The following is a 23081-nucleotide window of genomic DNA, read 5'->3' as shown; positions in this document are numbered from 1 at the left end:
TTGCTAGTTGACCGACATTCTTCAGAACACGGATCTATTGGCCATCGTGACAAAAAACCAGCCTGCGAGCAGAGCGGACCATGAGCCACAGCCTCGGCAACTTCGAATCGCGTGCTGATTTTTGGCCAGGAGGCCAATAATCATGACCCGGATCTTGGCCGGGGGTCTTCATGCTCCCCGCGCTGGCTTTCCTGCCTTGTAATCGGAGTGATCTCGACCCGGCCGGCATCCGTACGCGCGCGACGCTCCGGACGGTACATATCCTCCACCGTGGCGGGCGGATGGGCAAACTGGCCGGGAGAGACGGCGCGCACCACGTAGGCGAGCTGGAACCGGCCGGGATCGTCCTTGCTGCGTTCCAGCGCGGCGACGAAGCGCTCCGCCCTGAAGGCCAGATGTGCTGGCTGGTCCACCACGTTGAGCCAGGGCAGCCCGTCCACGGCACCGGCGGCGATCAGGCTGGGGTTGTCGATCTCGAAGCCGGCGGGCAGCGGGTCGTTGACGATGAGTCGCGCTGCCTGTCGGACATCACCCTGGATGCCGAGCAGGACCACCAGGCGGGCGCCCTGTGCCACTTGCGACGGGTCGACGCGACGACCGTCCAGGTCGTAGTAGCCACGCTCGATGACATAGCCGTTGCCGCCGGCCGGCGGCGGCTGCAGCGGCACACCACGGGCGGTGACCAGGGCCGTGACCGGTCGGTTGCCGGCGTTGTGCAGACGCAGTGGCGCGGCGGCCAGATCATCCGCGTCGAGGCGCCGGAAGAAGGGGCCTGCATGCGGCTCGCCGTCGATGCCGAGGCGCGGCTGCGCGGCCCCGCGCATCAGCGCATGGGCGGCGAGCAGCAGCCAGGCCTGGTCCTGGGTGCTGGCGTAGGGGTCTTGCTGAGACACAGCCTCCAGGCGCCGCGCCAGGTCGGCCAGATCGATGGCGTCCGGAACGGTCTCCGCGGCCAGCGTCAGCAGCGCGGCACCATCGCGCAGGTGCGAGCCGAAGTCCTCGCGCCAGCCCTGGTCGTCGTCCTGCGACAGCCAGAGATCCAGGGCCGAGCGAAGGGCGATGGCCGCCCGCGCGCGCTCGCCATAGAGGGCCAGCGCGGCGCCGAGCTGGGCCCGTGCCATGGGCGTGGCAAAGGCATCGAGCCTGGTCTCCTGGTACCAGCGCAGGTCGCCGATGGCCACGCGGCCGTTGCGGGCCAGCACATAGAGGGCATAGGCGATGCCCTCGCCACCCTGCTGGAAGTCCGGCGCGTAGCCCACCTGGTTGCGCAGGCCGTCCAGCGCCAGGTCGAAGGCGGTGGCGGGCACCGCATGCCCCTGCTCCCGGGCGCGGCTCAGGAAGTCGGTCACATAGGCGTCGAGCCAGAGGTTGCCGCCGCCCGGCCCCCAGAGGCCGAAGCTGCCGCTGGCGGACTGGTTGGCCAGTACGCGGGCGATGGCCTCGGCGATGCGTTGGGGGATCGGCTTCGCGCTCGCGGCATCAGTATCGCCGCCGACGGCGGTCATCCAGCCGAGCCCGACGTCCAGCGCCGCCTGGTCCAGATAGAGCAGCGGCAGCGCCTGGCTCGTGACCTGCTCGACACAGCCATAGGGATAGGCGTCCAGGGCCTGCAGCAGGCCGGGCACATCGATGGCGCCGGCGCCCGTCACCGAGACCAGCCAGCTGCCGGTGCCTGGCAAGAAGCCGTCCCGGGTCAGGCGCTCGGCATTGATCTCCAGCGACTCGCCCGGCGCGAGCACAAGGGCGCTGCTGACCTGCACAGGGGGCTCCAGGTTGCGCACGCCGAGCCTGAGCTGCCTGGTCAGGGTCTGACCGTCCGGCGTGGTCAGCGCGATAGCGAGCATCTGGTCACCGCTCGCCGTGGCCTCGATGGGCAGGTTCACCTGCGCACGGCCGCCCTCCGGGACATCGACGCTGATCGGCGCGCCGGCGCCCTCGATCTGCAGGCCGCCACCGCTCGACTGGACGCTGAGCTGCATGGCGCCCGCCGGTCCCTCCACATGCGCCAGCTCCAGCAGCATGCGCGAGCGGTCGCCAGGGGCGAGGAAGCGCGGCAGCGCGGCCGAGACCACTACCGGATCGCGCACCAGCACGTCCTGATGGGCATGGCCAACGCCCTCCGCGGACCAGGCCATGGCCATGACGCGCAGGCTGCCGTTGAAGTCCGGCAGGTCCACCGGGAAACGGGCGCGGCCGTCGGCATCGACGCGCAGGACGCCGGAGTGGAAGGCCACCAGGGCCTCGCTCGGCGGCGGCCCGTCGAATTGCAGCATGGCCGAGGCATCGCCGCCGGAGCGGATGCGTCCGGGCTCGCCCTGCATGCGGTCGATGAGCCGGCCATAGAGGTCGCGGATGGCCATGCCGAGCCGCCGCTGGCCGAAATACCAGGCATCCGGCGCCCAGGGCTCGAAGCGGGTCAGATTCAGGATGCCGTTGTCGACCACGGCGACACTGACATAGGCCTCGCTGCCCGGCGCCAGGTTGTCGATGGCCAGCCCGACATCGAGCGGACCGCGCGGGCGGCTGCGCTCGACCACGTCGAGCCTGAGATCCAGTTGCCGCGGCCCGGGGTCGACGCCGGCCCAGTGCAGGCCGATGGCGCGCCGGGGCATGCGCCTGGCGGCCAGATCCATGCCGCGATAGAGCACCGCCGTCACATAGGCCCCCGGTCCCCAGTCTGCCGTGACCGGCAGCTCCAGCGTGGCGCCCGCCTCGGGCACCTCGACGGGCTGCATGGCGATCAGACCCTCGTCCACCACCATCACCAGGGCCAGACCCGGGAAGCGCGGCTCCAGGCGTACGCGGGCCGTCTCGCCGACGCGGTAGGCGGCCTTGTCCAGCGAGACCTTGAGCACGTCCGGCGTGTCGAAGGCCTTGGGCGCCACGTACCAGCCGGCCTCGAAGCCGACACTGGCCGGCACCAGAGCGCCGTCGGCAGCCGCCTCGCCGGCGCTCACCAGCAGCTCGTAGCCGCCCCAGTCCACCCGGGCCTCGATGCGATTGGCGTCGCTCGCGCCGAGGTCGGCGATCGCATCCAGCGCGCCGCTGGCCACCCGTTGGCGGCTGACGATGGGCTGGAAGCGCCAGTCGCCATCGGTCTGGTACCACTGGTAGGAGGTCTGCACCCGCGACAGGGTCCAGCGCAGACCCGGCAGCGCCATGGGCTGGCCGTCAGGGCCCAGGGCGACCACCTGAAAGCCGGCATTGCCACCCTCCTCCACTGCCCCATCGAACAGCGGCCGGATGCCGATACGGGGCCGCCGGTCCGCCAGCGGCAGCGTCAGCGCGCGCTCCACGGGCCGGCCGCCGCCATCGAGCACGCGGATATCGATGGCCGCCTGCAACGGCCGGCTCGGCAGCGCCATGTCCGGCAGCACCAGGCCGACCCGGGCATGACCGCTGTCATCGGTCTCGGTGCCCGGGATGGGCTCGAAGCGCGGGGCGATGTCCTCATCGGCCAGGCCGAAGCGCCAGCCCGGCCAGTCGGCGAGCCCGTCGGCAGGCTCCAGGCGCAGGCCGCCCTCCACCGCAAGATTGGCCGCCGGGGCGCCATAGAGGAAGCGCGCATCCAGGTCGATGCTCGGCGGGTCGGCCGGATCGATGCGCTCGGCGCTGCTGTGCAGGTCGAAGTCCAGCCGCTCGGGCAAAAAGTCCTCCACCAGGAAGGCGGTCTGCGCCAGCACCTCGCCCTTGGGGTCGGCGTAGGCCCGCGCCTGCCAGGTGCCGCGCATGGCATCCGGCAGCAAGGTCACGGCCAGGGCTCGACCGCCCTGCCCCTGGTCCTGCACCTGCTGGCGCAGAAACTCGACCCCGTCCGGGCGCTGGACCACGAGGGTCAGCGGCACATCCGTCACCGCCCGGGCCCTGGCGTCACGCACCAGGGCCGTCAGCGCCACCGTCTCGCCGGGGCGGTAGATGCCGCGCTCGGCCACCAGATAGACATCCAGCGGCTTCGGCGCCGGGCGACCGTCGACGCCACGGTCGCTGAGGTCGAAGGGTGCCCCCTTGAGATCGAGGAATCCATAGTCGCCATCGGCGCCCTCGGCCACCAGCAGGGCCGGGGCATTGCCGCCCTCCCCACGCAGCAGCCCGGGGGCGAAGCGGGCATAGCCCTGCGCGTCCGCGACCGCCTCGCCGAGCACCTGCTGATTGAGCGCGACCAGCCGCAGCCGCACCTCGGGCACGGGCTCGGCCGTGGACAGGGAACGGGTCAGGGCGTGCAGGCCGTCGCTGCCCTGGAGCGCCGTCAGGCCGAGATCGGAGACCACGAACCATTGGGTCGCCAGGGTGCTGTCATTCAGGCTGTCCGCGGGCTTTGCGCTCAACACGTAGACGCCGGGCCCCAGCCTGTTCGATTCCGTACCGGCCTCCGTGTTGACGTCGGCCGCACCCAGCAGGCCTGCCACCGGCACCGCCGTGGTGATCTCCTGATTCAACGCCGAACGGACCTCGATCTCGCCGCGCCAGAGCCGCTCGCCGCGGCGCTCGGCGATGTCGTCCATCTGATATTGCGAGAGCTGCTGCAGCAGTTCCTCGTTGGCAACGAAGCCGCCCAGGGCGCGGTCGCCGATGCGATAGAGCTCGGCCGCGACCCGGCCCGTGTTGACGGTGATCATGGGCAGCGCCGCCTCGCCACCGCTCGGCAGCACATAGGCGCGCCCCGGAAAGCGCACCGCCGGCGAGCGGTCGCGGACATAGATGTCGAGTTCAACGGCCCGGGCCAGGCGCTCGCCGTCGTTGGCCGGCAACCCGGCGCGCACGGTCACGCCATAACGCTGCCCGTGGCGCACACCGTCGATACAGATCTGCTCGGCCTCCGGTTCCACCGCGAGGCCCGGATCATCGAGCTGGATGAAGTCGGCCAGATTGACCCCCTCGCGCGCCAGCGGATCGGAGAAGCGCACGCAGATGCGCGGATCGCGTGCATCCGACGAGACGTCATGGCCAATCACGCGAAAGCCGTGTTCGGCCACCAGCGCCTCGAGATGGGCGCGCAACTCGGCGTCATCCAGCAGGGCCAGCGAGGCCCGCTCGGCGCGAATGGCCGGACGCCAGGCCGAGCGGCGCTCCAGCGAGCGGCCGATGCTGGCCAGGGCCGCGGCCCGCTCGCGCAGGGTGCCGGCCTGCAGATAGCCGTTGACGGCCGCGGCCGTGGCCTCCTGCTGCAGCCGGCCGCGCTCGCGCCAGTCGTCGCTGTTCAGCGCCATGGCCGCGTCCGCCAGGCGCAGCCAGAGGGCGGACTGCTCCGGCGCCAGACGCAGCGCCACGCGATACAGCGCCGCCGCGCGCCGCGCATCGCCGGCCAGCGCGGCGGCGCGGGCGTCGGCGACGATACGATCGAAGCTGCCATCGGCGCCATCGCCGGCGCTGCTGATCCGTCGTCTCAGGTCGGCGGCCTCGTCGCGATAGCTGCTCGGCAGAAAGGCCAGTTCGGAGCGGCGCAGCGCCGCCTGCTCCGCGTCATCCGGCGCATCGCCCGTGACAATGCGCCCGGACACCGCGCCGTCGAAGGCCCGCAGCGCGCTGTAGCCACTCTTCAGGAAGCACCACCCGGCGTTGCGATTGAAGGTGAAGGCCTGGCAACGGCTGTCCGCAAGGCAGGCCTGCTCGCAATCCGCCAGGGTCACATCGCGCAGGGTGTCATAGTCGCGGCCGAAATAGTCCGCGCCTTCGATGATCAGCAGCCGCCGTTGCCCGGGGTCGGCGCCGGCGTCAGGGTCGGCACCGGCCGGCGCCGCGACGGACAGGCACGACCAGCCCGAGCACACCAGCAATCCAAGAGCGGGTACAAGTGCAAGCCGAAACAGACGGGAAAGACCTTTGGCGGGGATCATGCCGACGCTCCTCATTGACGCTATTCGCGCTGATTGTAGACGGAAAGCGAGTCCAGGAGACGATGTAGCCGACCGATCCGCATGCGCCATGGCCTGACGCCCGTCGGACGGCGCCTTCCGGTCGCGGCGGTGGCCCTCCCCTCGGTTGCCGTATTTGCTCCACACGCGGCAGCGATATGTTCGATAATGGCGGCCAGACTGTTTTTGCCGGTGCGACCACCCAAGGTCGCCGGCCCCGGCCAGGTCCAATCCCGAGAGGTAACGAGGATGCGTCAGAACCAGCTCGACATCGCCCTGCGACAACTCGCCGAGGGCGCCCATGGCGACCCCTTCGCCTGGCTTGGTCGGCATCCGGCAGGAGATGGCCACGGCCATGCGAACAGCCGCGAGGTCTGCGTCCGGGTCATCCTGCCGCGGGCGGAGACGGTGACCATCGCCGAAGGCAACCACGCCATGACCCGCATCGAGGGGACGGACCTGTTCGAATGGCGCGGCCCGGCTGAGGCGGTACCCGAGCGCTATCGGCTGATCTGGCGCGACGACGACCATCGCGAGCACATCGGACACGACCCCTACGCCTTCGCGCCGCAACTGCCCGACTTCGACATGCACCTGTTCGGCGAGGGTCGGCACTGGCATGCCTACCGCCTGCTCGGCGCCCACGTACACGAGACCGATGGCATCGCAGGGGTGGTGTTCTCGGTCTGGGCGCCCAATGCCTCGCGGGTCAGCGTGGTCGGCGACTTCAACCACTGGGACGGCCGCTGCCACCCGATGCGCCGGCACGGCAACGGCGTCTGGGAGCTGTTCATCCCCGACCTGCCGCCCGGTGTGCTGTACAAGTTCGAGATCCGCACCGCCGATGGCGCCCTGCTGCTCAAATCCGACCCCTATGGTCGACGGTTCGAGGTGCGGCCCAGCACCGCCTCCATCGTCGAGCCACCGAGCCGTTTCCGCTGGAACGACGACGCCTGGCTGAAGCAGCGCGCCGGGCACGACTGGCAGCACAGCCCCATGAGCATCTACGAGGTGCACCTGGGCTCCTGGCAGCGCGGACCCGAAGGCGAGATGCTGAACTACCGCGAACTCGGCGAGCGCCTGGTGGCCTACGTCCGCGACCTGGGCTTCACCCACATCGAGCTGATGCCGGTCACCGAGCATCCGTTCGACCTGTCCTGGGGCTACCAGACCACCGGTTATTACGCCCCCACCAGCCGCTTCGGCAGCCCGGACGACTTCCGCTGGCTGGTGGACCACTGCCACGCCAACGGCATCGGCGTGATCCTGGACTGGGTGCCGGCGCACTTTCCGAAGGATGCCCACGGCCTGGGCCGCTTCGACGGCACCGCGCTGTTCGAACACGAGGACCCGCGCCTGGGCGAGCACCTGGACTGGTCGACGCTGATCTTCAACTTCGGTCGCAACGAGGTGAAGAACTTCCTCGTCTCCAGCGCCCTGTACTGGCTGGAGGAATTCCACATCGATGGCCTGCGGGTGGATGCCGTGGCGTCGATGCTGTACCTGGACTATTCGCGCACCGACTGGCTGCCGAACCGCTACGGCGGGCGCGAGAACCTGGAGGCCATCGACTTCCTGCGCGAGCTGAACGAGGTCCTGCACGACCAGGTGCCCGGCGCCCTGGTGATGGCGGAGGAATCCACCTCCTGGCCGCAGGTGACCCGGCCGACCTATGTCGGTGGTCTCGGCTTCGACCTGAAGTGGAACATGGGCTGGATGAACGACACCCTGGAGTACTTCAAGAACGATCCGATCCACCGTCAGTATCACCAGGACGCCCTGACCTTCAGCATGGTGTATGCGTTCTCGGAGAACTTCCTGCTGCCCTTCTCCCACGACGAGGTCACCCACGGCAAGCGCTCGCTGCTGTACCGCATGCCCGGCGACGAATGGCAGCGCTTCGCCAACCTGCGGCTGCTCTATGCCTACATGTACACGCATCCAGGCAAGAAGCTGCTGTTCATGGGCAGCGAGTTCGGCCAGGGGGACGAGTGGGACAGCACCCGGGTGCTGGACTGGTATGTGCTGGAGTACCCCTTCCACCAGGGCATCCGGGCCCTGGTGCAGGCCCTGAACGCGCTCTACCGCGCCGAGCCACCGCTGCATGGCCGGGATTTCGACGACCAGGGCTTCGAGTGGATCGACTGCCACGACGCGCACAACTCGGTGCTGGTCTTCCAGCGCCGCCTGCCCGCGGACACGGCGGCCCCCGCGATTGAATCCGCCCCTGAAACAACCCTCGACGCAGATCCGGACGCGGACACAGGGTCCCGGACGACCGCCACCGACGACCACGTGCTGGTGGTGCTGAACTTCACCCCGGTACCCCGCCAGGATTATCGCGTGGGCACGCCCGGCACCGGCGCCTATCGGGAGATCTTCAACTCGGACGCGACTGAATTCGGCGGCAGCGGCCTCGGCAACAGCGGCGTCCCGTTGCAGACCGAGCCCGTGCACTGGATGAACCGCCCCAACTCGTTGCGGCTGACCCTGCCGCCGCTGGCCGGCGTCATCCTGAAGCCGCTGACCGCGGAACCCGCGGCTGCCCCGGATGCTGTCGATGCCGCCGACATCAAGGGCAGCGATCCCGAGGACGCCAACCTGCACCGCGCAGCTGCCGGTCACGGCACCCCGAGCGAATAACCCGAAACGTCAGGATCCTGAATCATGGCAAAGAAGCCGACCCCGAAGAAGAAGACAGCGGCGGGACCCAAGTCTGGCCCCCCCGCCGGAGCCAAGGCCGAACCCAAGACCGCCCCCAAGGCCGAAACCAAAGGCCCTGGCGCGATGCGCACCACCGCAACGACGCCAGCGCCCAAGGAGACCGCGGCCCTTCGCCCCAGGCCGCTGGTCGTCTCCTTCGCCAGCACTCCGCCGGCTGCAGCGCCGGCTGCGGGGCCGGACACAGCCACGGCTGGCGCATCGGTGACTGCCGAGCCGGCGACGACGTCCGACGCAGGCTACGCCCATCGGCCCGACTCCGGTTACCAGCCTGAGCCTGAGCCGCATCCGGAGCCACCGCAGACGGTGCAGCCTGTGCATCGCCCGAGCCTGTTCATCGTGCAGATCACGCCGGAGATGGCACCTATCGCCAAGGTGGGCGGCCTCGCCGACGTGGTCTTCGGGCTGAGCCGCGAACTGGCCATCCGCGGCAATCATGTCGAGATCATCCTGCCCAAGTACGACACCCTGCGTTACGACCACATCTTCGAGCTGCACGAGGTCTATCGCGACCTCTGGGTGCCCTGGTACGAAGGGGCCATCCACTGCACGGTGTTCTTCGGTTTCGTGCATGGGCGCAAGTGCTTCTTCATCGAGCCGCACTCCCACGACAACTTCTTCAACCGCGGCAGCATCTACGGCTTCAACGACGATGTGCTGCGCTATGCCTTCTTCTCCCGTGCGGCCATGGAGTTCCTCTGGAAGGCCGGCAAGCATCCGGACATCATCCATTGCCACGACTGGCAGACCGCGCTGGCGCCGGTGTTCCTGTACGAGTTCTATCAGCAGCTCGGCATGACCCATCCGCGTGCCTGCCTGACCATACACAACTTCAAGCATCAGGGCGTCACCGGCGGCGAGCTGCTGCGCGCCACCGGCCTGCACCAGCCGGAGCGCTACTTCGACTGGCACCGCCTCGGCGACAACCACCACAAGAATGCACTGAACATCCTCAAGGGCGGCATCGTCTATTCCAACTTCGTCACCACGGTCTCGCCGCGCTATGCCTTCGAGACCAAGGACGGCGGCCAGGGCTTCGGCCTCGAGCCGACCCTGCATACCCATCACATGAAGTATGGCGGCGTGGTCAACGGCATCGACTACGATGTCTGGAACCCCGAGGTCGACCATTACCTGCCGACGCGCTACGGCGTCGACAACATCGACGCCAAGTACGACAACAAGCGTGCCCTGCGTCATCGGCTGATGCTGGCGGACAACGAGAAGCCCATCGTCGCCTTCATCGGCCGTCTGGATCCGCAAAAGGGCCTGGAGCTGGTGCGCCATGCGATCTTCTACGCCCTGGAGCGCGGCGCCCAGTTCGTGCTGCTGGGCTCGAGCCCGGACCAGGGCATCAACAACGACTTCTGGGGCCTGAAGCACATGCTCAACGACAGCCCCGACTGTCACCTGGAGATCGGCTTCGACGAGGACCTGTCGCACCTGATCTATGCCGGCGCCGACGTCATGCTGGTGCCGAGCCAGTTCGAGCCCTGCGGCCTGACCCAGCTCATCGCGCTGCGCTACGGCACCATTCCGGTGGTGCGCACCGTCGGCGGCCTGGCAGACACTGTGTTCGACAAGGACCATTCCGATCGCCCGCTGCACGAGCGCAACGGCTACCGCTTCGACAACTATGACACCGCGGGTCTGGAATCGGCCCTGGGCCGCGCCATCGACTGCTACTACCAGTACCCGGATCACTTCCGCGAGCTGATCCGCAACGCCATGCGCAGCGACTATTCCTGGAATCGCCCCGGACAGGATTACCTGAACATCTACGACTTCATCCGCAACCGCTAGCAATCGCCCGCGACACACCCCATGAACGTCTACAACCTGTTTCCGCTTCTCGCCGGCCCATTCGAGCACTGGCAGCCGCACCTGGAGCGGGCGGCGTCCATGGGCTTCGACTGGGTGTTCGTCAACCCGATCCAGCAACTCGGACGTTCCGGCAGCCTCTACTCCATCGCCGACTACTTCGCCATCAACCCGGCCTTGTCGCAGACCACCGACGTCGACGACGCCAAGGCCCAGGTGCGCGCCATGGCCCGGCGCGCCGAGGCCAGCGGCCTGTCGCTGATGATCGATCTGGTAATCAACCATTGCGCCGATGACAGCTCGCTGGTGCAGCAGCATCCGGACTGGTTCCTGCGCGAGCGCGGTCGCATTGCGCATCCGTACTGCATCGAGGACAGCGGCAACAAGGTCGTCTGGCGCGACCTGGCGCAGTTCGACCACCGCCGGGCGCTGCAGCAGCCCGACCACCCGGACGGCCTGCTGGCCTACTGCGTGCGGATGGTAGAACACCTGGTGGGTCTCGGCTTTCGCGGTTTCCGCTGTGACGCGGCCTACCAGATCCCTGCGGACTTCTGGCGGCGGCTGATCACGCACATCCGCGCCGCCCACCCGGACACGGTGTTCGTGGCGGAGACCCTGGGCTGTTCGCCGGAGCAGACCCGGGAGACCGCCTCCGCCGGCTTCGACGCCATCTTCAACAGCAGCAAATGGTGGGACTTTCACGGCGACTGGCTACTGGAGCAGTACGCGGCCACGCGCCACATCGCCCCGTCCATCGGCTTTCCGGAAAGTCATGACACGCGCCGGATGTTCGACGAGTTCCAGGGCAACGCCGACGCCCTGCGCCAGCGCTACCTGTTCACCGCGCTGTTCGCCAGCGGCGTGATGATCCCCATCGGCTTCGAGTACGGCTTTCGCCGGCGGCTGGACGTGGTCGCCACCACGCCGGACGACTGGGAGACGCCGAACCTGGACCTGACCGGCTTCATCGGCCAGGTGAACGCCGTCAAGCGTCGCGTGCCGCTGCTGTCCGGCGAGGGCCCGATCGACCGCCTGGACTACCCGGACCCGTCCATTCTGGTGCTGCGCAAACAGGCTGCCGATGGCCCCGGACAGGCGTTGCTGGTACTCAACCGGGATCCCTGGACCCGACAGCGCTTCTACACCGAGAACCTGCACCACCTGATCCACAGCCCCGGCCCGATCCGGGACCTGTCGCCGGACTGGCCGATGGAAGACCTGCCGACGCCGTTCGAATTCTGGCTCGGACCTGGCATGGCGCGGGTCCTGGTCTCAGCCGACGCCGTTCTGCAGCCGGGGCCCTGAGGTCTCCAGCCTTCGCCCGGCCACCCAGGTTGCGGCGACATCGGTTTCCCGCGCCAGCAACAGCAACCTGAACAACCGGGCCCGACGGATGTGTTGCTCATCCGCAGCGGCGCCTGCACCGATCGGACTGCTACCGATCGGACTGTCACCGGCCAGACTGCGACTGGCCAGATTGGTGCTGGCCAGGTTGGTGCTGGCCAGATTACTTGCCAGCATCTCCCGTCGATGCGGGTCCAGCACCACCAGATCGGCCTCGCGTCCCACATCCAGATTGCCGATCCGGTCCTCCAGATCCAGGGCCCGCGCACCGGCAACGGTGGCGGCGAACAGCAGGTCTGCCGGGGACAGGGCGATGCCGGCGTCTCCCGGCTCGCTGATATGCACCTTGTAGCAGGCGTTGAGCACCTCAGGGATGAACCAGGTATCGCCGGCGGCCACATCGGTACCGACCGCCAGGGTGACGCCGCTGGCGGCGGTGCGGCGCCATGGCATGGTGCCGTTGCCCAGAAACAGCTGGCTCACCGGACAATGCGCGATGCTCGCGCCGGCAAGCCGCAGGCGCTCGCGGTCGCGGTCGCTGCAGTACACCGCATGGGCGAACACGCTGCGTCGGGACAGCAGGCTCCTGCCGCCCACCCGGCTACCGGGCAGGAAACGGCCGTCGTAGGTATCGAGGTAGGAGTCCACGCCGAAGCGCCGGCACACCTGCGCGATCTCACCGTCGCCGGGATGGTTGTTCTCGCTCAGATGCGTGGAAAAATACACCCCGCAGTCGCGCCAGGTGTCAAACAGTTCTCCCAGGCCGGCCAGGGTCTGCGGCGTGACCGACAGGCTGAAGCGCGGCATGATGGCCACCTGCAGCCGCGCACGGGCCCGGGCGGCGTCATCCGCCGGATGCCAGCGCCGGATTTCGTCGTCGGTCAATTGCAGGGCCGCCGCCTCGCTGGTCATCAGTGGCCGCGCCGCCGCGGGCCCGGTGGTCTGGATGCCGCGCCCGATCACGGCCCGGAGGCCGCTGGCGTGGAAGGCCCGGAACAGGCACTCCTGGGCCTGGGGGAAGGGCGACCCCATGACCATCGCAGTGGTGGTGCCGGCCCTTGCCAGGCGATGACAGAATGCCGTCGCGGCCGCCTCCGCCAGGTGCGGGTCCTGCAGGCGGGCCTCGGCCGGGAAGATGCAGGCCTCCAGCCACTGCAGCAGTCGCCCGCCGCCCCAGGCCGCCAGGCTGTTGACCTGGCCGAAGTGCAGATGGGTGTCGATGAATCCGGGCAGCACGAAGGCGTCGCCATAGTCCACCACCGGGACGCCCCGAAAGTGCTCCGGGAGTTGCCGGTGTGCCCCCTTCCAGGCGATCCGCCCGGTCGGGTCGATGACCAGCGCCCCGTGGGCGATGTCTTCCAGCGCGGCATCCGCCCCCGCCGGTGATGGTCGCCCGGTCAGATGGATGAGATGACCCAGGATCAGGGTCGACGCGGCATCGGTCATTGCAGCCGGGGCAGTACGTGCGAGGACGAACCTGTCATGGCCCGTGGCGCGGTCGCTGCGGGATCAGCTCGCCGACGGTGCCTCGCCGCCAGACCTCGGCTTGCGACGCCGACGGCGCTTCTTGGTCGGCGCGCCGGTTGCCGGCTGCGCCGGATCACCGCCGGCGGCAACCTCCGTGGCGGACGGCCCGGGCGGCGCATCGGGGCCGGCAGAGCCGGCTGGCCCGGTGCCCTCGGCCCGCTCCGACCCCTGTCGACCGCGCCCTCGCCCGCGCCCGGATGCGCCGCCGCGACCGCTTCCGGCGGCATCGCGAGGCGCACCCCGGGCGGCTCTCCGGGAGGACCCTCTGGGCCCGCGCTCGTCCCGGGGCCGACGTTGCAGGCGTACCCGACTGTTCGGGTCGATCTCCGCCAGCACCGACTCCTCGATCGGCAGTACCGGGATCTTGGCGCCGATGTAGGCCTCGATGTCCGGCAGGCAGAAGGCATAGTTCTCGCACACGAAACTGATGGCATCGCCGGCCTCGCCGGCCCGCGCGGTGCGACCGATGCGATGCACATAGTCCTCGGCATCGTCCGGCAGGTCGTAGTTGATGACATGGCTCACGCCGGGGATGTGCAGGCCGCGGGCGGCCACGTCGGTGGCCACCATCACCGGCAGTTCGCCGGCCTGGAAGGCCTTCAGCAGCTGCAGGCGCTTTTTCTGCGGCACGTCGCCGGAGAGCATCGCGGCACTGATGCCGTTGCCCTCCAGGTAGCCCCAGACCCGCTCGCCCTCGCGCTTGGTGTTCACGAAGACCATGATGCGGCCCTCGGAATACTGCCGGATCAGGCCGATGAGGAGCGGAATCTTCTCCTCGTTGCTGACCATGTAGCAGTTCTGCGTGACCCGGTCGGCCGTGATCTGGTCCGGCGCGATCTCGACCATCTGCGGGTCGTTCATGTGTTCGTAGGCCAGTTCGGTGACCCGGTACGACAGCGTGGCCGAGAACAGCATGCCCAGGCGTTCCGTTGCCGGCGGCATGCGCCGCAGCACGAAACGGATGTCCTTGATGAAGCCGAGATCGAACATGCGATCGGCCTCGTCCAGGATCACCACCTCCACCGCCTTGAAGTGGAACACCCGCTGCTTGAAGTAGTCGATCAGCCGCCCCGGGGTGCCGATGAGGATGTCGACACCGGCGGCGATCTCGTCGCGTTGCTGCTGGTAGCCGGTGCCGCCGTAGACCAGACCCAGCTTCAGGCCCGCATGACGACCGATGAGCAGCGCATCCTTGTGGATCTGCACTGCGAGTTCGCGGGTCGGCGCCAGGATGATCACGCGCGGCTGTCGGGGGCCAACCTGCGACTCCGTATCCGGCTCCGCATTCGGCTCTGACTCCGGCATCTGCTCCGATTCCGACGGATGCTGCAGCAACCGCTGCATCGCCGCCACCAGGAACGCGGCGGTCTTGCCAGTGCCGGTCTGCGCCTGGCCAGCCACGTCCCGGCCGGCCAGCGCGATGGGCAGGGTCTCGGCCTGGATGGGGGTACAGAACGTGAAGCCGGCATCCCTCAGGCCGTCGAGGATGCGTGGATCCAGATCGAAGCTGTCGAAACGGACATCGGTCAGGTGGGTCTGTGGCATGGAAACCTGCTGTCGGCGAGTATTTGACCCGCGCAGTCGCGCGGGACTTGCAAATCTTGATATCTTTGGCTCAAATAGCATCTTAACCCCGGGGCCAAGAACAAAGCCAATCCGCCCTGCCCCTTCCAACCCGCGGCCAGCGCTCCAACTCGCCCTGCTCCCGTACCCGGCACTCAACGATTCCAGCCAGACGTAGAACCCGACGCCGAATCGGACACAGGGCCGCTCCGTCAACGAGCGGAGACCGCATGGCCGCACCCCTCCCACAGACAAACCGGAGATCGAAGTCAAGTGAGCGAACACATCCTGCATGTAACGGATGACACCTTTGAGCAAGAGGTGTTGCAGTCGGACAAACCGGTATTGGTCGACTACTGGGCCAACTGGTGTGCACCCTGCAAGATGATTGCGCCCGTACTGGAGGAGATCGCCGCCGAGTACGCCGGTCGGCTGCGGATCGCCAAGATCGACATCGACCAGAACCGTGCCGTCACCGAGCGTTACAACGTGCGGGGCATTCCGACCCTGATCCTGTTCAAGAACGGCGAGGCCGAGGCGATCAAGGTCGGCGCCGTGTCAAAGTCCCAGCTCACGGTGTTCGTCGACAGCAACCTATGAGCACGGCGACGGGGCCAGCCAGCAAGCCGGCCGACGGGCCAGCACGGCCCCTGGGGCGAAACCTCAGGCGCCCTGTGCGGTGCCTTGCCGGCGGACGCGCATCCCGCATCGGTCAGAAGCGCGAGCTGGCAACACCAAGCGGCAAAACCCACCGGCAAGACTAACAAGCATCCACCCCGGGCCGCCTGCGGGCCGCCCTCCGAGCCCTGCCATCGCCGGCCCCTCATCCCGCCCCTGCACGCCGTCCGGCCCGCGCGCGGCATGGCGCACCGGGCCTGCCGCCCAACAAGGCGCAGCGGAGATGATCCCGCCGACGACAGACCGACCCTCCCGAAACACTGAATCCACATGAATCTGACAGAACTCAAGAAGATGCCGGTCCCCTCCCTGGTGGAACTGGCGCAGTCCATGGAACTCGAAGGCGTCGGTCGCTCGCGCAAGCAGGACCTGATCTTCGCCATCCTCAAGGCGCAGGCCAAGCGCGGCGAGGACATCTACGGCGACGGCGTGCTGGAAATCCTCTCCGACGGCTTCGGCTTCCTGCGCTCGGCAGACGCCTCCTACCTGGCGGGGCCAGATGACATCTATGTCTCGCCGAGCCAGATCCGACGCTTCGCCCTGCGCACCGGCGACACCATCTCCGGCAAGATCCGGCCGCCCAAGGACGGCGAGCGCTATTTCGCGCTGCTCAAGGTCAGCGACATCAACTTCGACCGACCCGAGAACGCCAAGAGCAAGATCCTGTTCGAGAACTTCACGCCGCTGTTTGCGCAGGAGCGGCTGAACCTGGAGATCGGCAACGGCAGCACCGAAGACCTGACCGCGCGCACGGTGGACCTGATCGCGCCCATCGGCAAGGGCCAGCGCGGCCTCATCGTCTCGCCGCCAAAGGCGGGCAAGACCATGATGCTGCAGAACATCGCCCAGTCCATCGCGCACAACCATCCGGAGGTCTTCCTGATCGTCCTGCTCATCGACGAGCGGCCGGAAGAAGTTACCGAGATGGCCCGCTCGGTGCGCGGCGAGGTCATCTCCTCCACCTTCGACGAGCCGGCCACGCGCCATGTGCAAGTGGCGGAGATGGTCATCGAGCACGCCAAGCGCCTGGTGGAGCACAAGCGTGACGTGGTGATCCTGCTGGACTCCATCACCCGCCTGGCGCGGGCCTACAACACCGTGGTGCCCTCCTCCGGCAAGGTGCTCACTGGCGGCGTGGATGCCAACGCCCTGCAGCGGCCGAAGCGTTTCTTCGGCGCCGCGCGCAACGTCGAGGAAGGTGGCTCCCTGTCCATCATCGCCACCGCGCTGGTGGAGACCGGCTCGCGCATGGACGACGTGATCTACGAGGAGTTCAAGGGCACCGGCAACATGGAGATCCATCTGGACCGGCGCATTGCGGAAAAACGCATCTTCCCCTCCATCAACATCAATCGCTCCGGCACCCGCCGCGAGGAATTGCTGATGCCGGCCTCGGAACTGCAGAAGATGTGGATCCTGCGCAAGATCCTGCATCCCATGGACGAGGTGGCCGCCATCGAGTTCCTGGTGGACAAGCTCAAGACCACCAAGACCAATGGCGAATTCTTCGATTCCATGAAGGGGTAGGAGAAAGTTTGAAGTTTGAAGTTTGAAGGGTGAATCGGGGGTGCGCGTTTTCGCCGGTCTGGTGGGCTTGGGGCTGTTGCTGGCGGCGGTACTGCTGTCGGTGACACTCATCGGCGACCTGCGGGCGCTGCAGCAAACGCGAACCGATCTGGCGGAGCTGCGCGACGTGCGTTACGGGCTGCTCAACGCCGAGGTCTGGGTCGATCAGCTGGCCGACGTGCTTGCCCGACGCATCGACGGCTTCGAGGTCACCGACGCCAACCGGCCGACGCTGAAACGCAATGTCCAGGTGGTGCTCGACCGCCTGCTGCTGGAGATCGAGGCCTCCCTTCGCCGCCGCAATTCCGCCGGCGACGACTGGCTGGAGCGCATGCAGGGAACGCTGCGGCAGGGCGTGCAGGACTTCCTGGTGGATTTCGACGATCTGCGGGCCAGGGTTCCGCAGTACGCCGACGCCCTGCTGGATGAACTGAACCGTCCCGCCACCCGCGAGGAGATCAAGACGCAGCTGCTTGCGGCCATCGAGACCACGGCCACCGCCACCCTGTCCAGGACCGACACCGAGGCGCTGGAGCAGGTACTCGCGAACCGCAACTGCGCCGGGGTTGCCGGCTGCATCGCGCGGCTGGAGGCCGCCGCCCGCAACCTCGAGCACTCGGCCCGCTCCGGCGCGCTGCAGGTGGCGCTGGCGGTGACCTGCCTGTTCGCGCTGGTCGTGCTGCCGCGGCGCGCCGCGTTGCCGCCCGAAGCCATGGGCCTGCTCACGGCGGCCACGCTGGTGCTGCTCGTGGTTGGCGTCTGGACACCGATGATCGAGGTGGAGGCACGCATCGCCGAGTTGCGTTTTGATCTGCTCGGCGAGGACATCGTCTTCAGCGACCAGGTGCTGTACTTCCAGAGCAAGAGCATCCTGGATGTGGTCGCCGTGCTGCTGGCCACGCGGGCCGCGGACATGATCCTGGTGGCGGTCCTGATCACCCTGTTCAGCCTGGTCTTTCCGACGGCCAAGATGGTCTGCGGCTTTCTGTACTACTTCGACCTGCGGCGGCTGCGGCGCAACCCGCTGGTGGGCTTCTTCGCGCTGCGCTCGGGCAAGTGGTCCATGGCCGACGTGCTGGTGGTGGCCATGCTGATGGCCTACATCGGCTTCAGCGGTCTGGTCACCAGCCAGTTGTCCAGCATCGCCCGCAGCGGGCGCGATGTGGATGTCATCACCACCAACGGCACCTCCCTGGAGATCGGCTTCTTCATGTTCCTGGGCTTCGTGCTCGCCAGCCTGGTGCTGTCGACGCGCCTCGAGGCCCATGCCCACCCCGCTGCCGAGCCACACGCCGGAGCAGACACCGGCCCACATACCAGCCCCCATGCCGGCCCACACACTAAACGTGAGACGGGGACGACAGGCCGATGAAGGCGATGATCCTGGCCGCCGGCCGCGGCGAGCGCATGCGGCCGCTGACCGACCGGACGCCGAAACCGCTGCTGCAGGCCGGGGGCAAGGCCCTGATCGAGCACCAGATCTATCGGCTGCGGGCAGCGGGTGTCCGGGAGCTGGTGATCAATCACGCCCACCTGGGGGCGCAGATCGAGCAACGGCTGGGCGACGGCCGCGATCACGGCGTACACATCCGCTACTCCGCCGAGGGCCAGGGCCAGGGCCAGGCGCTGGAGACCGGCGGCGGCATCTTCAGGGCCCTGCCGCTGCTCGGACCGGAGCCGTTTCTGGTCATCAACGGCGACATCTGGTGCGATGTCGACTATGGCCGACTCCGCCACCGCAGCGGCGATCTGGCCAGCCTGGTGCTGGTGGACAATCCGCCGCATCATCCACAGGGTGACTTCACGCTCGATGCCCGGGGCCGCGTGAGTGCGGGCAAGGGTCCCAGGCTCACCTTCTCCGGCGTCGGGATCTACCATCCGGACCTCTTCGCAGGCTGCAGCGACGGCCCCTTTCGGCTCGCCCCGCTGCTCACCGCAGCCATGGCCCGGGACCGGGTCGGCGGCATGCACCATCGCGGCCACTGGCTGGACGTCGGCACACCCGAACGTTTACAAGCCTTGCGACAGATGCTAGACAGAGGACAGGACTAACTGCGCCACCGGTCACCAGCATGGGCCAGGACATCGCCGACAGTGAGTTCAGCCCGGCGCATTTCGCCGAATTCGAGGCCCGCCTGCGCGCCGAGACCGAACTGCTGCAGTCCTGGTTCGACGAGCGGCGCTTCGCCGACACCCCCAGGGAGGGCGGATTCGAGCTGGAGGCCTGGCTGATCGACCAGCGGCACATGGCCCCGGCACCGCTGATCGAACCGCTGCTGGAACGGCGTCCGGATCCACTGGTGGTGCCAGAACTGGCCCAGTTCAACCTGGAGTTCAACGGCACGCCGCTGCGGCTGCGCGGCGACGCCCTGAGCCGCCTCGCCACCGAGCTGGAACATACCCTCGAACGCTGCCGCAGGGCCGCAGCGCCGCTGGGCGCGCGCGTGGGCACCATCGGCATCCTTCCGACCCTGCGTCCGGAGCATCTGGTCATTGGCCGGATGACGCCCCGCAGACGCTACCGGGCGCTCAACGAACAGATCCTGCGGCTACGCGACGGCGCACCGATCCGGCTGGGCATCTATGGCGAGCAGCCGCTGACCATCGAGCAACGGGACGTGATGCTGGAGGCCGCGGCCACCTCGTTCCAGATCCATCTGAAGATGGGCGCCGACGAGTCCGCACGGGTGTTCAACGCCTCCAAGATCCTGTCCGCGCCCATGGTGGCGCTCAGCGCCAACTCGCCCTACCTGTTCGGTCGCGAACTCTGGCACGAGACGCGCATCCCGCTGTTCGAGCAGGCCGTCTCCGTCGGCGGCAGCCCGTTGCGCGAACGCGTGGGCTTCGGCATCCGCTATGCGGAACGCTCGGTCATGGAATGCTTCCGCGCCAATGTCTCGCGCTACCCGGTGATCCTGCCGCAGTTGATGGACGATGCACCGCCACACCAGTTGGCCCACCTGCGGCTGCACAACGGCACCATCTGGCGCTGGAACCGGCCGCTGATCGGCTTCGATGCGTCGGGGAACCCATCGGCGGGTCGGCCGCATCTGCGCCTGGAGCATCGCGTCGCCGCGGCCGCACCCACCGTGGCCGACAACGTGGCCAATGCCGCCTTCTACTTCGGCGCCGTGCATGCGCTGGCCACCCAGCCGGATGCACCGGAAGGGCACATCCGCTTTCAGCAGGCGCGCGCCAATTTCTACCTGGCCGCCCAGTACGGTCTGGGGGCGGAAATCCCCTGGTACACTGCCCGGCGGATGCCGCTGTCGCGGCTGATCCTGGAAAGACTGCTGCCGTTGGCACGCCAGGGACTGCGCGACCTGGCCATCGACGACGCCGAGAGCGCCCACTGGCTCGGCATCATCGATCAACGTGCCCGCACCCGGCGCACCGGTTCCGCCTGGCAACGCGCCTGGGTCGCCCGGTTCGGCCCGGACATGGCCCTGCTGACCGAGGCCTATCTGGACAAGCAGGCCACCGGAAGACCCGTTCACGAATGGACGCTGGACTGATGAAGAACATCACTGATGAATGACATTCCACAGTTGCATGAGCTGACGCAGCTGCCGCCGGGCCTGCTGGATTGCCCCAGCCACCAGTTGCATGAACACCTGGCGGGCCCGACGCTGATCCACCTGCCCGGTCAGCGTGAACCGGCCCTGTTCGTCTCCGTACTCACCCACGGCAACGAGACCGTGGGCTGGGAGGCTGTGCGACGCCTGCTGCGCCGCTACCAGCAGGCAGCGCGGCCATTGCCCCGGGCGCTGAGCCTGTTCATCGGCAACGTCCTGGCGGCCGCCCGTCAACAGCGACATCTGCCGGACCAGCCGGACTACAACCGCGTCTGGCCAGGCAGCGAACTGCCGCCGACACCGGAGCACGCGGTGATGGCCCGGGTCGTCGAGCGCATGGCCCATCGCGGCGTCTTCGCCAGCGTGGATCTGCACAACAACACCGGCGCCAATCCGCATTACGCCTGCGTCAACGTCATCGACAACCGCTTCCTGCATCTGGCCGCGCTGTTCTCGCGCACGGTGGTCTATTTCATTCGCCCCCGCGGCGTGCAGTCCCAGGCCATGGCCGCGCTGTGCCCGGCGGTGACGCTGGAATGCGGCAAGGTGCGTGATCAGCTGGGCGTGGAGCACGCGCTGGACTATGTCGACGCCTGCCTGCGCCTGTCGGAACTGCCCAGCCATGCCGTGCCGGCCCACGACATCGACCTGTTCCATACCATGGCCCAGGTGCGGGTGCGGCCCGATGTGGCCTTCACCTTCGCCCCGGCAAGCGGCATGCCGGCGGCGGGACTGCTGCTGTCACCGGAACTGGAACGCCTGAACTTCCGCGAACTGCCCGCCGGCACCGCCTTCGGCCGATGCGACGCGACCCCGCCACTGGACGTACGCGACGAATGGAATCGGGATGTCTATCCGCGCTATTTCGACCACATCGACGGCGAACTGCGCCTGCGCGTCCCGGCCATGCCGTCCATGCTCACCTGCGACGAAACCGTGATCCGCCAGGACTGCCTCTGCTACCTGATGGAGCGCTACAACCACCAGGTCCCGACGCGCAAGACCGAAGACGGCTGACAAGCCCGCTCGTCGCCCACAGTGCCGAGAATCAGCGGCAAGGCACCAGCAGCAAGACGACCACGACCATCCCCGGTCGCTTGCGCGAGTGCTAAGCTGACATCAGCGCCTGAATGCCAGAACGGCAGAGCGGCTGACCAAGGCTGACACCATGCACGACTTGAACGGCGATGACGACCTGGCCCGGTTACTGGAGACCGAGCGACAGGCCTCGGTGCGACGCCGCAGGCTGCGCTGGCTCCTTGTGCCCCTGCTGCTGGCACTGGGGGGCCTGGCCTGGCTGCTGCTCGCCCCGCGCACCAACGATGCGCCCCGCTATGAGACCGAACCAGTTCAGCGCGGCAGGCTGGTGGTGCAGGTGACCGCCACGGGCACGCTGCAGCCCGTCAACCAGGTCGAGGTGGGCACCGAGGTCTCCGGCACCATCGAGTCGGTTGCGGTGGACTACAACGATCGCGTCAGCGCCGGCGGCGTGCTGGCGCAGCTCGACACGGATCAGCTCGATGCCCGTCTGCGCCAGTCCCAGGCCGCCCTGGCCCTGGCCGATGCGCGCGTGCTCGAGGCCCGGGCCACGGTCACCGAGACCGGCAACCGGCTGCGCCGCACCAGTGAGCTGATCGCGAAGAAGCTCGCGTCGCCGGAGGAGATGGACACCGCCTCGGCGGCCTTCGAGCGCGCCCAGGCCCTGCTCGCCGTGGCCAAGGCCCAGGTGGACCAGGCGCAGGCGCAGGTGGATGCGGATCAACGCGCGGTGGAAAAGGCCGTCATCCGCTCGCCCATCGACGGCATCGTACTCGAGCGCAAGGTCGAGCCGGGACAGACGGTGGCCGCCTCGCTGCAGACGCCGGTGCTGTTCACGCTGGCCGAAAACCTGGCGCAGATGGAGCTACACGTCGACGTGGACGAGGCCGATGTGGGCCAGGTGGCCGAGGGCCAGGCCGCCGAGTTCAGGGTCGATGCCTACCCTGAGCGCAGCTTTCCGGCCCACATCGAACAGGTGCGCTTCGCCCCCAGCACCACTGAGGGCGTGGTTACCTACGAGACCCTGCTGTCGGTGGACAATGCGCATCTGCTGCTGCGCCCGGGCATGACGGCCACCGCCGAGATCCTGGTGGAGCAGCTCGAGGACGTGCTGCTGGTACCGAGCGCCGCGCTGCGCTTTCGCCCGCCCAGCACTGACGGCACCGGACGCTCGGGGGGCGGTCTCGTGGGCATGCTGCTGCCACGTCCGCCCCATGGCGATCGGCGTGCGGCGGATTCGGCCGCAAAGGCCCGGGTCTGGGTGCTGCGCGCAGGCGCTCCAACACCGATCCCGGTGGAGACCGGCGCCAGCGACGGCACCTGGACCCAGATCACGGCGGGCGCACTGGAGCCTGGCATGGCGGTGCTGACGGACGTGCTCGAGCGGGGCGGCTAG

The 23081-nt window shown here is 68.2% G+C and carries 13 protein-coding genes; 10 read left to right on the top strand and 3 right to left on the bottom strand.

Features of this window, described 5'->3' with window-relative positions:
* Window positions 1-140: 140 nt before the first annotated feature.
* Entirely contained in the window at window positions 141-5834 is a 5694-nt protein-coding gene (locus F2Q65_RS05665; RefSeq protein ID WP_150091291.1) for an alpha-2-macroglobulin family protein, read from the bottom strand.
* Between the two features lie 267 nt (window positions 5835-6101).
* Between F2Q65_RS05665 and glgB the strand changes: the two genes are divergently transcribed.
* From glgB to F2Q65_RS05650, 3 genes are read left to right on the top strand one after another with little or no spacing between them, the layout of a single operon-like run.
* Window positions 6102-8495, top strand: coding sequence for a 1,4-alpha-glucan branching protein GlgB (gene glgB, locus F2Q65_RS05660; RefSeq protein WP_150091289.1), 2394 nt, complete (start codon window positions 6102-6104; stop codon window positions 8493-8495).
* A gap of 24 nt (window positions 8496-8519) precedes the next feature.
* Window positions 8520-10376 (top strand): glycogen synthase, encoded by a 1857-nt coding sequence (locus tag F2Q65_RS05655; RefSeq protein ID WP_150091287.1) that lies wholly within the window; start codon window positions 8520-8522, stop codon window positions 10374-10376.
* 21 nt (window positions 10377-10397) lie between these two features.
* On the top strand, window positions 10398-11699 hold the full coding sequence (locus F2Q65_RS05650; protein ID WP_150091285.1) for an alpha-amylase family glycosyl hydrolase: 1302 nt from the start codon (window positions 10398-10400) through the stop codon (window positions 11697-11699).
* On the opposite strand, the gene F2Q65_RS05645 is transcribed toward F2Q65_RS05650, so the two are convergent.
* Both F2Q65_RS05645 and F2Q65_RS05640 read right to left on the bottom strand, forming a co-directional pair.
* Window positions 11667-13184, bottom strand: coding sequence for an amidohydrolase family protein (locus tag F2Q65_RS05645; RefSeq protein WP_150091283.1), 1518 nt, complete (start codon window positions 13182-13184; stop codon window positions 11667-11669). The genes F2Q65_RS05650 and F2Q65_RS05645 overlap by 33 nt on opposite strands.
* Window positions 13185-13247: 63 nt before the next feature.
* Window positions 13248-14810 (bottom strand): DEAD/DEAH box helicase, encoded by a 1563-nt coding sequence (locus F2Q65_RS05640; protein WP_150091280.1) that lies wholly within the window; start codon window positions 14808-14810, stop codon window positions 13248-13250.
* A 291-nt stretch (window positions 14811-15101) separates the two neighbouring features.
* Here F2Q65_RS05640 and trxA point away from each other — a divergent pair, with 291 nt between their 5' ends.
* The 7 genes from trxA to F2Q65_RS05605 all read left to right on the top strand — a co-directional run bounded on the left by trxA (window position 15102) and on the right by F2Q65_RS05605 (window position 23081).
* The gene (trxA, locus tag F2Q65_RS05635) at window positions 15102-15428 is read left to right on the top strand and encodes a thioredoxin TrxA (protein ID WP_150091278.1); all 327 of its coding nucleotides are present in this window, start codon (window positions 15102-15104) and stop codon (window positions 15426-15428) included.
* A 348-nt stretch (window positions 15429-15776) separates the two neighbouring features.
* A complete protein-coding gene (rho, locus tag F2Q65_RS05630) occupies window positions 15777-17033 on the top strand; it encodes a transcription termination factor Rho (protein ID WP_150091276.1) in 1257 nt (418 codons plus the stop codon).
* A 40-nt stretch (window positions 17034-17073) separates the two neighbouring features.
* The gene (locus tag F2Q65_RS05625; protein ID WP_150091274.1) at window positions 17074-18444 is read left to right on the top strand and encodes a paraquat-inducible protein A; all 1371 of its coding nucleotides are present in this window, start codon (window positions 17074-17076) and stop codon (window positions 18442-18444) included.
* Complete coding sequence (gene murU, locus F2Q65_RS05620; protein ID WP_150091272.1) at window positions 18441-19124, top strand: N-acetylmuramate alpha-1-phosphate uridylyltransferase MurU; 684 nt, start codon at window positions 18441-18443, stop codon at window positions 19122-19124. The genes F2Q65_RS05625 and murU overlap by 4 nt, the downstream gene beginning before the upstream one ends.
* Before the next feature lie 20 nt (window positions 19125-19144).
* Window positions 19145-20587, top strand: a complete 1443-nt coding sequence (locus tag F2Q65_RS05615) for a glutamate-cysteine ligase family protein (protein WP_150091270.1) — start codon at window positions 19145-19147, stop codon at window positions 20585-20587.
* Between the two features lie 15 nt (window positions 20588-20602).
* Window positions 20603-21664, top strand: a complete 1062-nt coding sequence (locus tag F2Q65_RS05610) for a M14 family metallopeptidase (RefSeq protein ID WP_150091268.1) — start codon at window positions 20603-20605, stop codon at window positions 21662-21664.
* Window positions 21665-21815: 151 nt separating this feature from the next.
* Window positions 21816-23081, top strand: a complete 1266-nt coding sequence (locus F2Q65_RS05605; protein ID WP_150091266.1) for an efflux RND transporter periplasmic adaptor subunit — start codon at window positions 21816-21818, stop codon at window positions 23079-23081.

Origin of the sequence: Thiohalocapsa marina (assembly GCF_008632335.1) — a bacterium.
In the GTDB taxonomy this organism is placed as follows: Bacteria; Pseudomonadota; Gammaproteobacteria; order Chromatiales; family Chromatiaceae; genus Thiohalocapsa; species Thiohalocapsa marina.
Note: the sequence above shows the minus strand (reverse complement) of the source record. Positions and strands in the feature narration are given on the sequence as shown.

Excerpts from the sequence above, each read along its gene's own strand:
- F2Q65_RS05615 (WP_150091270.1), top strand. The coding sequence starts at position 19,145 with ATGGGCCAGGACATCGCCGACAGTGAGTTCAGCCCGGCGCATTTCGCC.
- F2Q65_RS05650 (WP_150091285.1), top strand. The coding sequence starts at position 10,398 with ATGAACGTCTACAACCTGTTTCCGCTTCTCGCCGGCCCATTCGAGCAC.
- F2Q65_RS05610 (WP_150091268.1), top strand. The coding sequence starts at position 20,603 with ATGAATGACATTCCACAGTTGCATGAGCTGACGCAGCTGCCGCCGGGC.
- glgB (WP_150091289.1), top strand. The coding sequence starts at position 6,102 with ATGCGTCAGAACCAGCTCGACATCGCCCTGCGACAACTCGCCGAGGGC.
- murU (WP_150091272.1), top strand. The coding sequence starts at position 18,441 with ATGAAGGCGATGATCCTGGCCGCCGGCCGCGGCGAGCGCATGCGGCCG.
- F2Q65_RS05665 (WP_150091291.1), bottom strand. The coding sequence starts at position 5,834 with ATGATCCCCGCCAAAGGTCTTTCCCGTCTGTTTCGGCTTGCACTTGTA.
- F2Q65_RS05605 (WP_150091266.1), top strand. The coding sequence starts at position 21,816 with ATGCACGACTTGAACGGCGATGACGACCTGGCCCGGTTACTGGAGACC.
- F2Q65_RS05640 (WP_150091280.1), bottom strand. The coding sequence starts at position 14,810 with ATGCCACAGACCCACCTGACCGATGTCCGTTTCGACAGCTTCGATCTG.
- rho (WP_150091276.1), top strand. The coding sequence starts at position 15,777 with ATGAATCTGACAGAACTCAAGAAGATGCCGGTCCCCTCCCTGGTGGAA.
- F2Q65_RS05645 (WP_150091283.1), bottom strand. The coding sequence starts at position 13,184 with ATGACCGATGCCGCGTCGACCCTGATCCTGGGTCATCTCATCCATCTG.
- F2Q65_RS05655 (WP_150091287.1), top strand. The coding sequence starts at position 8,520 with ATGGCAAAGAAGCCGACCCCGAAGAAGAAGACAGCGGCGGGACCCAAG.